This is a genomic window from Phenylobacterium sp. J367 (assembly GCF_024699985.1).
Taxonomy (GTDB): Bacteria; Pseudomonadota; Alphaproteobacteria; order Caulobacterales; family Caulobacteraceae; genus Phenylobacterium.
The window spans coordinates 2,387,477-2,401,124 of the sequence record NZ_JAJONA010000001.1 but is presented as its reverse complement, the minus strand read 5'-3'; the positions used below and the strand labels follow the sequence as shown (position 1 = coordinate 2,401,124).

13 protein-coding genes and 2 pseudogenes are annotated in these 13,648 nt (G+C 71.7%); 11 read left to right on the top strand and 4 right to left on the bottom strand.

What is annotated here, in order from left to right; genetic code table 11:
* Positions 1–71: 71 nt before the first annotated feature.
* The 4 genes from LRS04_RS12935 to LRS04_RS12920 all read left to right on the top strand — a co-directional run bounded on the left by LRS04_RS12935 (position 72) and on the right by LRS04_RS12920 (position 4,655).
* On the top strand, positions 72–1,088 hold the full coding sequence (locus LRS04_RS12935) for a hypothetical protein (protein ID WP_257816722.1): 1,017 nt from the start codon (positions 72–74) through the stop codon (positions 1,086–1,088).
* A 47-nt stretch (positions 1,089–1,135) separates the two neighbouring features.
* The gene (locus tag LRS04_RS12930; RefSeq protein ID WP_257816721.1) at positions 1,136–2,866 is read left to right on the top strand and encodes an ATP-binding protein; all 1,731 of its coding nucleotides are present in this window, start codon (positions 1,136–1,138) and stop codon (positions 2,864–2,866) included.
* Between the two features lie 188 nt (positions 2,867–3,054).
* On the top strand, positions 3,055–3,351 hold the full coding sequence (locus tag LRS04_RS12925) for a hypothetical protein (protein WP_257816720.1): 297 nt from the start codon (positions 3,055–3,057) through the stop codon (positions 3,349–3,351).
* 113 nt (positions 3,352–3,464) lie between these two features.
* Complete coding sequence (locus tag LRS04_RS12920) at positions 3,465–4,655, top strand: acyltransferase (RefSeq protein WP_257816719.1); 1,191 nt, start codon at positions 3,465–3,467, stop codon at positions 4,653–4,655.
* Here the strand turns inward: LRS04_RS12920 and LRS04_RS12915 are convergent.
* Entirely contained in the window at positions 4,554–5,099 is a 546-nt protein-coding gene (locus LRS04_RS12915) for a hypothetical protein (protein WP_257816718.1), read from the bottom strand. The genes LRS04_RS12920 and LRS04_RS12915 overlap by 102 nt on opposite strands.
* A gap of 110 nt (positions 5,100–5,209) precedes the next feature.
* On the opposite strand from LRS04_RS12915, the pseudogene LRS04_RS12910 reads away from it, so the two are divergent.
* From LRS04_RS12910 to LRS04_RS12900, 3 genes and pseudogenes are all read left to right on the top strand, one after another.
* Positions 5,210–7,036 (top strand): annotated as a pseudogene (locus LRS04_RS12910) (DPP IV N-terminal domain-containing protein); the annotation flags it as partial.
* A gap of 100 nt (positions 7,037–7,136) precedes the next feature.
* Positions 7,137–7,427, top strand: a complete 291-nt coding sequence (locus LRS04_RS12905; protein WP_374577186.1) for a prolyl oligopeptidase family serine peptidase — start codon at positions 7,137–7,139, stop codon at positions 7,425–7,427.
* On the top strand, positions 7,424–8,128 hold the full coding sequence (locus tag LRS04_RS12900; protein WP_257819101.1) for an SDR family NAD(P)-dependent oxidoreductase: 705 nt from the start codon (positions 7,424–7,426) through the stop codon (positions 8,126–8,128). Before LRS04_RS12905 ends, LRS04_RS12900 begins: the two co-directional genes overlap by 4 nt.
* Here the strand turns inward: LRS04_RS12900 and LRS04_RS12895 are convergent.
* A complete protein-coding gene (locus tag LRS04_RS12895; RefSeq protein ID WP_257816717.1) occupies positions 8,125–8,349 on the bottom strand; it encodes a hypothetical protein in 225 nt (74 codons plus the stop codon). The genes LRS04_RS12900 and LRS04_RS12895 overlap by 4 nt on opposite strands.
* Before the next feature lie 37 nt (positions 8,350–8,386).
* Positions 8,387–9,469 (bottom strand): alpha/beta fold hydrolase, encoded by a 1,083-nt coding sequence (locus LRS04_RS12890; protein WP_257816716.1) that lies wholly within the window; start codon positions 9,467–9,469, stop codon positions 8,387–8,389.
* Between the two features lie 221 nt (positions 9,470–9,690).
* Between LRS04_RS12890 and LRS04_RS12885 the strand changes: the two genes are divergently transcribed.
* Together LRS04_RS12885 and tauD are read left to right on the top strand one after the other, a co-directional pair.
* Positions 9,691–11,163 (top strand): hypothetical protein, encoded by a 1,473-nt coding sequence (locus LRS04_RS12885; RefSeq protein WP_257816715.1) that lies wholly within the window; start codon positions 9,691–9,693, stop codon positions 11,161–11,163.
* 61 nt (positions 11,164–11,224) lie between these two features.
* A complete protein-coding gene (tauD, locus tag LRS04_RS12880; protein ID WP_257816714.1) occupies positions 11,225–12,103 on the top strand; it encodes a taurine dioxygenase in 879 nt (292 codons plus the stop codon).
* Between the two features lie 181 nt (positions 12,104–12,284).
* Here the strand turns inward: tauD and LRS04_RS12875 are convergent, their stop codons facing one another.
* Complete coding sequence (locus LRS04_RS12875) at positions 12,285–12,866, bottom strand: TIGR00730 family Rossman fold protein (protein WP_257816713.1); 582 nt, start codon at positions 12,864–12,866, stop codon at positions 12,285–12,287.
* Between the two features lie 186 nt (positions 12,867–13,052).
* Between LRS04_RS12875 and LRS04_RS12870 the strand changes: the two are divergent.
* A pseudogene (locus LRS04_RS12870) lies at positions 13,053–13,250 on the top strand (cold-shock protein); the annotation flags it as partial.
* 148 nt (positions 13,251–13,398) lie between these two features.
* Complete coding sequence (locus LRS04_RS12865; RefSeq protein ID WP_257819099.1) at positions 13,399–13,620, top strand: cold-shock protein; 222 nt, start codon at positions 13,399–13,401, stop codon at positions 13,618–13,620.
* Positions 13,621–13,648: the final 28 nt, after the last annotated feature.

Sequence of the window (13,648 nt, the reverse complement as noted above, 5' to 3'; positions counted from 1 at the left end):
TATCGAGACACATGTCTTTATCCTCGCCGCCTGTAGCGCTCAGCGTGCGGACGGCGCAGGATGCGAACCCGATGGCGCTCCCCCTCCCGCTCCGGCTTCTGGCCGTCGCAGCGCTGCTGCTCTCCGGATGCGAGGACGCCGCGCCGCCGATCCGCCATGGCTTCAAGACCTTCACGCTGGAGGTCCCCGAGCGCGGCGGCTGCCGCCCCAGCGGCGTGGAGGGCGACGGCGTCCGCCTCAAACTGCGGCCACCCGATCCGGCCTGGCTGGCGCAGACCGGCTCGAAGCTCGCCGTCCCGCCGTTCGCCGACCGGCCTTGCCCGGCCCCCGAGATGGCGCTGGACGTGCGGCTGCATGGCCTGGACGGCGGCTCGCCCGCGATCGGTCCCGGCAACCTCCTCTCGGACGCGCCCGACGGCCCGCCCCTCGCCCTGCCCGCGCTTCCGCTCTCGCGGCGGGAGATGGCCGTGCTGCGGCCGTTCTTCGGGACCCGAACGCCGCGTCCCCTGGCCGGCCGGTCACCACCGGCTCTCTACGCCTGCGACCCGGAGGACTGCCGCGTCGCCTTCGGCCACGGCTCCGCGATCGTCACGGTGCGATGGGAGCGGACCGCGACGGATGGGCCTCCCTACGCGATCGTCAGCTATGTGGCCGACCACCTGATCGCGTGGTCGCGGCGCGAGCCGTGCGAGGACGTGGCCGATTGCGAGGTGCGTGTCCGCTGGGCGTACGAGACCGGCCGGGCCGCGGCTCAGGCGGCGTTCGCCCGCGGCGACGTCCGCGGCGTCACCGTGGTCTCGATGGACCCCGAGGGTGGAAGCCACGACATCGCGCCGGGATTCCTCTGCCTGTCACCGCCTCCCACGACCCTACGGCCCATGGGCGCGGGGGAGCCGCAGCTGTCTCCGCAGGAGCGCAACGACTGGGCCCTGGGCTTCAACGACCGCATCTGGCAGCTCGGCGGGGGCCTGAAGCGCGCCGGCTGCCGACCGTCCCCCCGACGTCGCGACGCTGCGAACGCCGCCGCCGGCGCGGCAGCGCGCCCTCGACTAGTCGGGAAGACCACGTTCTTCGAAACGTATCGTTAGGCGCCGGTGTGGTCAGGTGAGCGGTCCAACCGGGAGATCGAGGTTCGATGCGGGCCGGCCGCGACTTCGCACTGATCGCACGGGCGCGGGCCCAGGCGCGGTTCACGCGCCTCGGGGCCGCGGCGGTCATGGTCGCGCTCAGCATGGTGCTCGCGCCGTCGATCTGGCCGCTACTCTGGTTCGCCGCCGTCGCCCTGGCGCAGATCCCCGACGCGCTCGCCTTCGGGCCGTTCCTGAAGTCCGAGGCCCCGCCGACGCCGCGCCAGCGGCTCCACTGCGCCGGCGCCACCCTGCTCAGCACCGGGGTCTATTCCGCCATCGCGCCCTACCTGTGGGTCCAGGGCGGCCCGGCGGGCCAGGCGGTGATCGTCATCCTGGTGGCCGCCAGCCTGCTGCACGTGGGCGTCCACATGCACCACGACCGGACCATACTGGCGGTCGGCATCGCGCCGTTCCTGCTGCAGTGGTTCGCCCTGCCCTGGCTGACCGCCAGCCAGCTCGGCCCGGTGGGCGTCGCCTGCGTGCAGATCGCCGGCGTGGTCTTCGTGGCGCACATCTGGGTGGCGATCCGCAACGGCTGGATGAACGCCGAGGCGCTGATGGACGCCCGCGACGAGGCCGACGCCGCCAACCACGCCAAGAGCCGCTTCCTGGCGACCATGACGCACGAGATCCGCACGCCGCTGAACGGCGTGCTGGGCATGGCCCAGGCGATGGCGGCGGACCCGCTGCCGAAGACCCAGGCGGCGCGGCTGGCCGTGATCCGCCAGTCGGGCGCGGCGCTGCTGGCGATCCTCAACGACGTGCTGGACCTCTCGAAGATCGAGGCCGGCAAGCTGGAGATCGAGACCGTCGCCTTCGACGCCGCCGAGGTGGTGACGGGCGCGGTCCAGGCCTATTCGAGCGCCGCGGACGCCAAGGGCCTGCGCCTGGTGCTGGAGATCGAGCCCGGGGCCGAGGGCCGCTTCCTGGGCGACCCGGCGCGCATCCGGCAGATCGCCTACAACCTGATCTCCAACGCCGTGAAGTTCACCGAGGAGGGCGCGGTCCACGTGACGCTGGCCCGCGCCGGAGACCGGTCCGAGCTGCGGGTGGACGACACGGGCCCGGGCCTCTCCGAGCAGCAGCTCGCGGGCCTCTTCCGGCCGTTCGCCCAGGCCAAGGCCTCCGACTTCCGCCGGCATGGCGGCACGGGCCTCGGGCTGGCGATCTGCAAGGAGCTGGCCGGGCTGATGGGCGGCGAGATGCGCGTCGAGAGCGCGCCGGGCGAAGGCTCGACCTTCATCCTCGCCGTGCCGCTGGCGCCCGCGCCCAAGGGCGAGGCGGCCGAGCCGGCCCGCAGCCCTGCCGCCGCGATGGACCGCAAGCTGCGGGTGCTGGCGGCCGAGGACAACGCCGTGAACCGGCTGGTCCTGCAGACCCTGCTGCAGCAGGGCGGCATCGAGCCGACCCTGGTCGAGGACGGGACGGCGGCGCTGGCGGCCTGGCGCGGCCAGGACTGGGACATCGTCCTGCTGGACAGCCAGATGCCCGGGATGGACGGGACCGAGGTCGCGCGCGCCATCCGCGCGGAGGAGGCGACCACCGGCCGGGCGCGGACCCCGATCCTGGCGCTGACGGCCAACGTCATGACCCACCACCTCGCCGAATACCGCGACGCCGGCATGGACGACTGCGTCGCCAAGCCGCTCGAGGTCCAGCGGCTCTACGAGGCCATGGCGACGGCGCTGGAGGCGCCGGCGGACGCGCCGAAGCGCAAGGCGCGCGGGGCGGCCTAGAGCCATCCCTCCCCTGAAGGGGGAGGGGGCGAGGCCGCGCCCCGCGGCCGGGGTGGGGAAGTGTGGGCCAGGCCTGGACTCTCCGCTTGAACGTGACTCCCCCCACCCGGATCGCTGCGCGATCTCTCCCTCCCCTGAAGGGGAGGGATGGGCCAGGATCGTCCTGCGGACGCGCAGGGAGGAACCGCATGGCGACGTCGGAGAAGATCGAGGTCCTGAACCCCCATACGCCCGGCCGGTCCGAGCGGGTGAACGCCGAGAAATACCTGGCCATGCGGGAGGCGATGCTGGCGGTCCTGCCGGCCGCGGCGCCGGGCGCGACGGTCGACGAGCTCAAGGCCCAGATCCTGCCCCGCCTGCCGGACGCCCTGTTCCCGGGCGGCTCGACCGCCGGCTGGTGGCTGAAGTGCGTGCAGCTCGACCTCGAGGCCCGCGAGGTGATCACCAGGGCCAAGGGCTCGCCGGTTCGGCTCTATCGCCTCTGAACGGCTCGGCCCGAGGGCGGACCACCTAGGGATCAACCTTGGCCGCGCCGTCCTAGGAGCGGGAGTCGGGGGATTCCGGGTGCTGGGTCTCTCCCAGCAGAGTGGCGGGGCTTATGACCGACGTGCATCCGCGGAGCGGGAGCTTCGACACCATCCGGCTGCTTGCGGCCCTGATGGTCCTTCACAGTCACATGTTCGCCCTGGCGGGACTGGACCAGCCCACCCTGCCCGGCGGCTCCTACGGCGCGATCGCCGTGGTGATCTTCTTCGTGGTCAGCGGCTACTGGGTGAGCCGCAGCGCGGTGCAGCGGAGCCTCGCGGCCTATGCCTCGGCCCGGGCGCTGCGGATCGTGCCGGGCCTCGCGGTCTGCTGCGCCGTCACCGTGCTCGCCTGCGCGCTGGCCACCTCCCTGCCGGTCAATGACTACCTGCGCCACCCGAAGACCTGGGCGTACCTGTGGAACGCGGTCCCGTTCTTCCATGTCCCGGTGCTGGGCATGCCGGGCGTGTTCGAGGACGGCGCGGTGAAGGATGCGCCGAACGGCTCGCTCTGGACGCTGCGCTACGAGGTGATGTGCTACGTGCTGGTGGCCCTGGCGGCGGTGTTCGGGCCGAAGGGCGTGCGGGCCTTCGTGGCGGCCGCTGCGATCTTCGGCCTGGCGGTGGCCGCCCAGGCGCTCGGCGGGGCGTTCGACGCGATCAACGCCCGCTACGTCGTCCTGACCGACTTCCTGCAGGTCGGCTGGATCGCCATGTTCGTCGGCGCCTTCGCCTTCGGGGCCTGGCTGCAGGAGGCCGACGAACGCCGGCTGCGCCAGGCCATCGGCGTCTCGGCCGCGGCCATGCTGCTCGGCCACCACGATGCGACCTTCGCCCAGGTGATCAGCATCTTCCTCTACGGATCGGTGGCCGTCTGGGTCGGGCGCAACCTGAACCTCGACCGGCGCGTGACGCGCGGCCAGGACATCTCCTACGGGGTCTATATCTACGCCTTCCCCTGCCAGCAGCTCGCCGTGCGCTGGATCCCCGAGGCGGCCGGCGCGGGCTTCCTCACCTACTATGCCGTGGCGCTGGGCGGGACGGTGGTGCTGGCGTGGCTGTCCTGGGTGCTGGTCGAGCGCCCAGCCCTGCGGCTCAAGGGCCCGGCGGCCGGCGCGCTGGAGCGCCTGACCGCCGCGGTCGCCGGGCGTTGGGAGGTGCGCTCAGGGAATGGGGGCGACCTCGCCCAGCAGGCAGGCCGCCCGGGCGCCCTCGTCGATCCCATAGACGCGGACGCCGTTCTTCGCCGGAGCGCCGGTCACTAGCGACCAGCCGGCCCGCTGGTAGGTGACGTCAGGGGCTTCGGCGACGGCCGGCCGGGTCTGGCCGCCTTCGCCGAAGCCGACGAAACGGCCCTTGCGGTTCACCGCGACCACGCGCGCCACGGGGGCCTTGGCCTCGGTGTTCCAGGCCCAGCCGGTGACGGTCACCGCGTCCTGGTAGCGGTCGCCCAGGCCGTCCACCCCGCCCTCGCACGGCAGGGCGTTCGGGAAGACGGCGGTGAGCTCCTGACCGAGCAGGGCCGGCGCCCAGCCAGGCGGCTTCGGCGCGGCGGGCATCGGCGGCGCGGCCGGGGCGGCGGGCGGCGCGGCGTCGCCCTCCTTCGCCTTCTTGCTCAGCGGGCCCGGCCCGTCGCAGGCCGCCAGCGCCAGGACGCCCGCCAGCAGCACGACGGCGCGCACGCCGCCCGTGGTCACGTGAAGACTCATGCCGTTCTCCCCCTCGGTCACGCGGGAGACGTCGCAAATCGGGGGACGATTGCCAAGCGGTCGCCGGGCTGGTGAAACGCACGCTCCGTTCCTGGGGAAACCTCCGCATCATGTCTCGCCTCGTCGCCGCCAGCCTCGCGGCCGCCCTCCTCGCCAGCCCGGCCGGCGCCGAGCAGCTTCCGCCGCAGCGGATCTTCGAAAGCCCGGACCTCAACGGGCCGCGCGCGCAGGGGGTGAAGCTGTCGCCCGACGGCAAGGCGGTGACCTATGTGAAGGTGAAGGCCGACGACCTGAAGGTCACCGACCTGTGGATCGCCGACGTGGCCGGCGGCGAGCCCCGGATGCTGCTCGACGGACGCAAGCTGGCGCCGGCCGAGCGGGAGCTCTCCGAGGCCGAGAAGGCGCGGCGCGAGCGGGCCGGCGTGGCGACGCGGGGCGTGGTGGACTACGCCTGGGACGACCAGGGCCGCTTCATCCTGGCGCCCGTGGAAGGCGACGTCTGGCTCTATGAGCTGGCGGCCGGCCAGGCGCGGCAACTGACCAAGACGCCGGGCGACGAGATCGACGCCAAGGTCTCGCCGAAGGGCGGCTTCGTCTCCTACGTCCGCGACGACAACCTCTATGTGGTCCCCACGGCGGGCGGGGCGGAACGGGCCGTGACCCAGGGCGGGACCGAGCTGAAGAGCTGGGCCACCGCCGAGTTCATCGCCCAGGAGGAGATGGACCGGCTGACCGGCTACTGGTGGAGCCCGGACGAGGGGCGGATCGCGCTGACCTTCGTCGACCAGACCGGCGTCGACATCGTCGACCGGCCGGAGGTCGGCGCCACCGGCGCGAAGGTGGTGGCCCAGCGCTATCCGCGCGCCGGGCGGCCGAACGCGCGGGTCGAGCTCCATGTCGCCGACCTGGCGACGGGGGCGCGGACCAAGATCGATTTGGGGGCCGAGACCGACATCTACCTCGCCCGCGTGGACTGGGCGAAGGACGGGCGGACGCTCTACGTGCAGCGCCAGAGCCGCGACCAGCGCCGGCTCGACCTGCTGGCCGTGGACCCGGCGACGGGGGCGGCGAAGGTCATCCTCACCGAGACCAGCGACCACTGGGTGGACCTGACCAACGACCTGAAGCCGCTGAAGGACGGGACGTTCCTGTGGTCGTCGGAGCGGTCGGGGACGCGGCAGCTCTACCTCTACTCAGGCGCCGGCCGGCTGATCCGTCAGGTGACGAAGACCGGCTGGCCGGCGCACCAGATCTCGGGGGTCGACGAGGACCGGGGCGTGGTCCTGTTCCTCGGCAGCGAGGACGACGGGGTGAGCCGCCGGCTCTACTCGGCGTCCTACCGCAAGGCCGGGGCGGCCAGGGCCCTGACCTCGGCCGGCGGCTGGTGGAACGTGACCGTGGCGCCGAAGGGCGGCGCCTTCACCGGGACCTACGAGGATCCGAAGACCCCGCCGCAGACCGCGCTCTACCGGGCCGACGGGACCCGCGTGCGCTGGATCGAGGAGAACAGGCTGGCCAAGGGCCATCCGTACTTCCGCTACGCCGACCGGCTCAGGGTTCCGGAGTTCGGCACGATCAAGGCGGCGGACGGCCAGTCGCTGAACTGGTCGCTCAGGACCCCGCCGGGCTTCGACGCCGCGAAGAAGTATCCGGTGATCGTGCAGGTCTATGGCGGGCCGTCGGGGCCCAGGGTCTCCAAGACCTGGCACACGGTGGAAGACCAGATCCTGCTGGACGCCGGCTACATCCTCTTCCGACTGGACAACCGGGGCGTCGGCGAGCGGCCGACGAGGTTCAAGCACGCCATCGACCGCAAGCTCGGCCAGCTCGAGGTGGTCGACCAGCTGGCCGGCGCGGCGTGGCTGAAGACCCTGCCCTATGTGGACGCCGACCGGATCGGCGTCACCGGCTGGTCCTACGGCGGCTACATGACGCTGCTTCTGCTCACCGCGCCGGACAGTCCGTTCAAAGCCGGGGTGGCGGGGGGCGCCGGTCACCGACTGGAGCCTCTACGACACCCACTACACCGAGCGCTTCATGGGGACGCCGGCCGACAACAAGGCGGGCTACGAGGCGACGGAGGTGGTCCGCAGGCTGGACCGGCTGAGGCCCGGCGCCCTGCTGCTGGTGCACGGTATGGCCGACGACAACGTGACCTTCGACCATTCGACGCGGGTGATGTTCGACCTGCAGGCCAAGGGCACGCCGTTCGAGACCATGGTCTATCCGGGCCTGCGCCACCGGGGCGGCTGGACGCCGATGAACCGCTACCACCGGGCGATGGCCAGCCTGGCGTTCTTCGACCGCAAGCTGAAGGGCGCGGAATGACCCACATCCTCGTCACCGGCGCCACGCGCGGCATCGGGGCGGCGACCGTCGCGGCGCTCGCCGCCAAGGGGGCGCGGGTGATCGGGCACGGGACGACGGCCGGCGACGGCGTGCTGGGGGTCGACCTCGCCGACCCGGCGGCGGCGGACGCGCTCTGGGACCGGGCGCTGGCGGCGCTGGACGGCCGGATCGACGTGCTGGTCAACAACGCCGGGGTGTTCGAGGCCGCGCCGGTGGAGGCGTCGCTGGAAGAGTGGCAGGCGGCCTGGGGCCGGACGCTGCAGATCAACCTGCAGGCCGCGGCCGACCTCTGCCGTCGCGCCGTGCAGCAGTTCCGCGCGCAGGGCGGCGGGCGCATCGTCAATGTGGCGAGCCGGGCGGCCTATCGCGGCGACAGTCCCGCCCACTGGCACTATGCGGCCTCGAAGGCCGGGATGGTCGGCATGACCAAGTCGATCGCCCGGGGGTTCGCGCGCGACGGCGTCCTGGCCTTCGCGGTCTGTCCCGGCTTCACGATGAACGACGAGCCCGAGGCCTATATGGCGAGCCGCGGCGGCGAGAAGCTGCTGGCCGACATCCCGCTGGGCCGCGTGGCGATGCCCGACGAGGTGGCGAACGCCATCGCCTATCTCGCGCTGGAGGCCCCGGCCGCGATGACCGGGGCGGTGCTCGACATCAACGGCGCGAGCTACGTGCGCTAGGACGCGAGCGCGGCCTCGGTCGCCTCGATCTCGTCCTTGATCCAGTCGTGGCCGGTGGTGACGAGGACGCCCTCGATCGCCGAGATGTGGCCGCGCAGGCGGTCGCGGATATCGGCCGGCACGTCGTCGCGGGTGGCGATCCAGCGGGCGATCTGGTGGACCGCGAAGACCCCGTGCAGGGCCAGCTTGTTGCGGTCTTCCTCGGAGAGCGTCTTCTTCATGCGGGGCTCCTCCCTGGTGCTCGCCACCATAACACGGTCAGCGGCCCGTGGGCTCCGAGCGCTTGAGCAAGGCCCTCAGCTCGTCCTGCCACAGGGCGGCCTGGGTATGGGTCCCGTGGCCGCGGGTCTTCTCGCTGGCGGGGATCAGGACGAAGCGGGCGCGGCGCATCTTCTTCTCCTCGCGCTCGGCGATGCCCAGTTCGGGCGGGTTGATGAAGTCGTCGGCCGAATTGATCCAGGTGACGGTGGCGGTGACCTTCCCGAGGTCCTTCGAGGGGTCGTAGGTGCGCGAGCTGTCGAGCTGGTAGATCAGGTCGTTGGCGTCGGCCGCCGCCATGCGGGCCGGAAGCTCCCTGGCCAGCCAGGCCTCGACGGCGGCGCGGGTCGGCATGGCGGCCTGCATCTGGATCGGGGCGGAGCCGGCGAGGATCAGCAGGTCCTGGGCGGTGCGCAGGCCCTGCTGCGGCTGGGCCGTGTAGTTCCCGCCGTTCCAGGCCGGGTCGGCCTCGATGGCGTCGATGGCCATCTTGCGCCACATCCGGTTGCGGCCGGCGATCTCCACCGGCTGGCAGGCGAGCGGCATGGCGGCCTGGGCGCTCTCCGGCCACTGGGTGATCCACATGAAGCTGTGCATGCAGCCCATGGACGTCCCCATGATCAGGCGCAGGCGCTTCACGCCCAGGTGCTCCTGCACCAGCCGGCGCTGGGCCTCGACCATGTCGCCGTAGTCGTACTTCGGGAACTTCGTCCGCAGGCCGTCCGAGGGCTTGGACGAGCCGCCGTGGCCGAGGTTGTCCGGCATGATGATGAAGTACGTCGCCGGGTCGAGGGCGCCGCCCGGGGCGAACAGCACGTCGGCGAAGATCGGATTGGCGAAGGACCGGCCCGAGCCGCCGGTGCCGTGCAGGACGAGGACGGCGTTGGTGATGTTCCCGGCGGCGTCGCGCCTGGGCGTCCCCAGGGTGTGGTAGCGCAGCTTCAGGGCCGGGAGGCGCTCGCCGGAGCGGAAGGCGAAGTCGCGGAGGGTCCAGTCCGCGGTTGTCGGCGTGGGCGCGGCGGCGGCAGCGGCCGTCCCGAGGCCGAGCGCCAGGGCCAGGCCTGTGATGAGCGTCCTGAACATCGTCTTCCCCGGAACCTCCAGCCAATGTCCCGCCGGATTTTCCCGCCTCCCGGGCCGGATGGGAAGGGCTTGCGTGACGCCTCGGCCGGCAAGGACCCCGGTCACACCGCGCAGGCCTCTCCCGGCGCAGGATGCCTGGCGGGCCCGACCTGAGGCCTGACCTGCCGACGGGTCCCTCCGGGCCCTCCTGGGGCGGCGAGCGCGAAACCGGAGTGCGCCCCATGCCCGACCTCTACGCCATCCTCACATCCCCCGAGACCGACCGCGCGACCCTGACGAAGGCCGTCGTCGCGCTCGGCAGGACCGCGGTGGTGAAGCACCTGAAGGCCGCCGGCCTCGACGCCGAGGCCCTGCCTGACGATCCCGACCTGCTGGCCGAGCTGCTGCTGAGCCTCCACCGGCCCGAGCCGCTGGAACGGCTGGACAAGCCAAGGACGATCGAAGACCTCGCCGAGGGCCGGGTCTACGCCTCCGACCCGCCGACGCTGGTCCGGCGGTTCGGCGTCCCCAAGCCGGACGGCGGCATGGCAATCGTGGCCCTGCACCGGGGCGACGGACCGCCCCGGCTGGTGGCCGACGTGGACCTGCCGCCGAACGTGGTCCCCGGGCCCGAGCCGGTCCCGCATGAGGCCTGGCCGGACATCGACCTGACGCCCGGGACCATCGAGGTGGGAAACGAGCGCCACCTGCGCGTCGACATCAAGGTGGTGTTCTGGATCCCCTACCACGCCAACACCGCGCCGCTGCCGACCCGGCGGATGCCCGCCGCCACCGGCTGGGAAGACGCGACCATGACCCAGGAGATGCGGATGGGCGGCCGGGCCATGCTGGCCACCGGCAACCCGACGCCGCCGGACGGCTTCGCGAACCTGCAGGAATGGGCCGCCTTCCGGAGCAGCAAGGAGTACCGCGGCTACCTGTGGCGTGACCTCTATGTCTGTTGCCCGAACGAGCACAGGAAGGTCTCGCGCGAGCTCGACACCGACGCCGGTTACACGCCTGCGCAGGCCGACGTGCCGGAGGACCCGGCGGCGACGCTGGCCCAGCGGCTGGCGGCCTATCACGGCGATCACCAGAACATCGGCTCGATCGCCACGGGCCTGGCCCAGAGCCCGGGCGGCGGCGCCCTGGCCGGCAAGCTGGCCGCGCCGGTCGCCCCTGACCAGTACCGCGACGCAGTGGTTGTCATGCGCAAGCTCTGCCCGCCGACAAACGAGACCTACAGCCAGGGCGAGCTGCACAGTCCGCCGCAGGTGCTGACCGGCGAGTGCCTGAGCGGGAGCTGGGAGCTCTTCGTGCGCGTCGGCAAGGCGCACAACCTCTTGAGCTATGCCGCCACCGGCAAGCTGCTGCGCTTCCAGGGCGGGGTGATGACCTTCAAGCTCTGCTGCGACGGCAAGCTGAAGCTGAGCTTCAGGCACTCGGCGATCCCGTCGTTCCGGGTCTATGTCAACAACCACGCGGTCGGCGGCTACGACATGCTCACCTCGCCCTGGAGCGAGGTGGAGAAATGCTTCTACGCGCCCACCACCGCGGTGACGCAATGGAGTTCGACGGAGCTTGAGAACGCGCTCGGCCAGATCGAGAAGGCGCCGCCGCTGCCGGCCGCCTGGGAACGGGAGTTCACCGTGCCGTTCCGCGACGGTTGCCCGGGCGACACGCCGCCCAGCGAGTGGCTGACCAACCGGCTCTAGGCGCCTCCAGCTTTGACGACCGCCTCCGGATGGGGTTCCGTGGCCCATCCGGAGGTCCGCCATGCCGTTCCAAGTGAAGCCGCTGACGCCGACGATCGGCGCCGTGATCGAGGGCGTCGATCTTTCGCAAGCCTTGTCCGACGACCTGGTGGGCGCGGTGCGCGCGGCGCTGCTGAAGCATCAGGTGATCTTCTTCGAGGACCAGCGGCTGACCCCGGTCCAGCACCGGGACTTCGCCGCGAGGTTCGGCGACCTGCACACCCATCCGCTCTATCCGGGCGTGCCCGAGGCGCCGGAGCTGTTCATCCTCGACAACCACGCCGGCAACCCGACCGACAACGACGCCTGGCACACCGACGTGACGTTCATCGAGACGCCGCCGATGGCGTCCATCCTCTATGCGAAGCTGCTGCCGGAGAGCGGCGGCGACACGCTCTGGGCCAACATGAAGGCGGCCTACGAGGCGCTGTCGCCGACGATGCGGGACTTCCTCTCCGGACTGGACGCGGTCCACGACTTCGCGCGCGGGTTCCCCACGCGGGGGATCGTCGCCAATGCGGCGGGCGCCGAGAAGCACGCCAGGGCGGTCGCCGAGCATCCGCCGGTGCTGCACCCGGTGGTCAGGACCCACCCCGAGACCGGCGAGGACGGCCTCTTCGTCAACTACGGCTTCACCGAGCGGATCAAGGGGCTGCGGCGCAAGGAGAGCGACGCGATCCTGAACATGCTGTTCGACCACGTGCTGAAGCCGGAGTTCCAGGTTCGCTGGCGCTGGAGCCCGAACGCCATCGCCTTCTGGGACAACCGGGTGACCCAGCACTATGCGGTCAACGACTACCTGCCGGCCAGGCGGGTGATGAACCGGGCGACGGTGCTGGGCGACCGGCCGTACCACCGCTCGCGCATGCCGCAGAGCGCGGAGCGGGTGGCGGCGGAGTAGTCTGGTCCCTCCCCTTCAGGGGAGGGGCACGCGCAGCGGCTGGGGTGGGGAAGCCGCGACCAGGCGCAGCGCTCTTCGGGAAGGACGCCCTTCCGGTCCACGCCGCGCCCGGACCTGACACCCCCACCCGGCGGCGCGTACGCGCCGTCCACCCTCCCCTGAAGGGGAGGGATGATCGCTTCTAAGGCTTCACGCCCTGGCCGCTCCACTTGGGCGGGGGCGGGACGTAGGCGCGGAAGGCGTCGAGGGCTTCGGCGGTGTCGCGGGCGTAGATCAGCATCTCCACGTAGGGCTGCTGGGAGAAGCCCTTGTCGGCCATCTGCTGGATGAGTGCGCGGGTCAGGTCGTAGTAGCCGTTCACGTTGACGAAGCCGCACGGCTTGGCGTGGATGCCGAGGAGCGCCCAGGTCCACTGCTCGAAGATTTCCTCGAAAGTGCCGGGACCGCCCGGCAGGCAGAGGAAGCCGTCGGCGAGCTCGGACATCTTCAGCTTGCGCTCGTGCATGTTCTTCACGACGTGCAGCTCGGTGAGCCCGGTGTGGGCGATCTCGCGGGCCACCAGGTCCTCGGGCATGACGCCGACCACGCGGCCGCCGGCGGCGAGCGCCGCGTCGGCCACGGCGCCCATCAGGCCGACCCGGCCGCCGCCGTAGACGAGGGTCAATCCCTGGTTGGCGATCAACGTCCCGGCGCGGACGGCCTCGTCGAGAAAGGCGGGATCGGCGCCGGAAGCCGAACCGCAATAGATACAGATGCTTTGCACGGTGCTAGACTGTCCCGGAGGCGTGGCCAAAGGCGCACGCTGATAGGCCGATTGTCTGCTTCTGTCACGGCGCCGCTGGTCTAAGGCGTTTTCCACAGCTACATAGCGTGCACGGCCCACCAAACTCGGTGGCCGGCCGGGCGCCGGTTGGCGTCGGAAGACTTCTATCTCGGTTAGGTCACGCGAATGGCGAGCGGCACGGTCAAGTGGTTCAATACCGCTAAGGGCTTTGGTTTTATTCAACCGGACGACGGCGGCTCCGACGTCTTCGTCCACGTTTCGGCGGTGGAACAGGCAGGCCTGCGCGGCCTGAACGAAGGCGATCAGGTTTCGTACGAGCTTGAGCAGGACCGTCGGTCCGGCAAGCTGTCGGCCGGTCAGCTGGTGGTGACGGGCCAAAGGCGCCCCGGTCGCCCGCAGCGGCGGCGGCGGCTTCGGCGGCGGCCCGCGCGGCGGCGGCGGCGGCTTCGACCGCGCCCCCCGTGGCGGCGGCTTCGGCGGCGGCGGCGGCGGCGGCCGCACCCCCGGCCAGATCTCCGGCTCCGGCGACGGCACGGTGAAGTGGTTCAACCCCACCAAGGGCTTCGGTTTCATCCAGCCCTCGGACGGCGGCCAGGACATCTTCGTCCACATCTCCGCGGTCGAACAGGCGGGCCTGCGCGGCCTGAATGAAGGCCAGACGGTCTCCTACGATCTCGAGCAGGATCGTCGGTCGGGCAAGACCTCGGCCACGAACCTCCGGGTCCAGGGCTGATCCCAGCCTGAGGCTGGCGGGCCCGTGG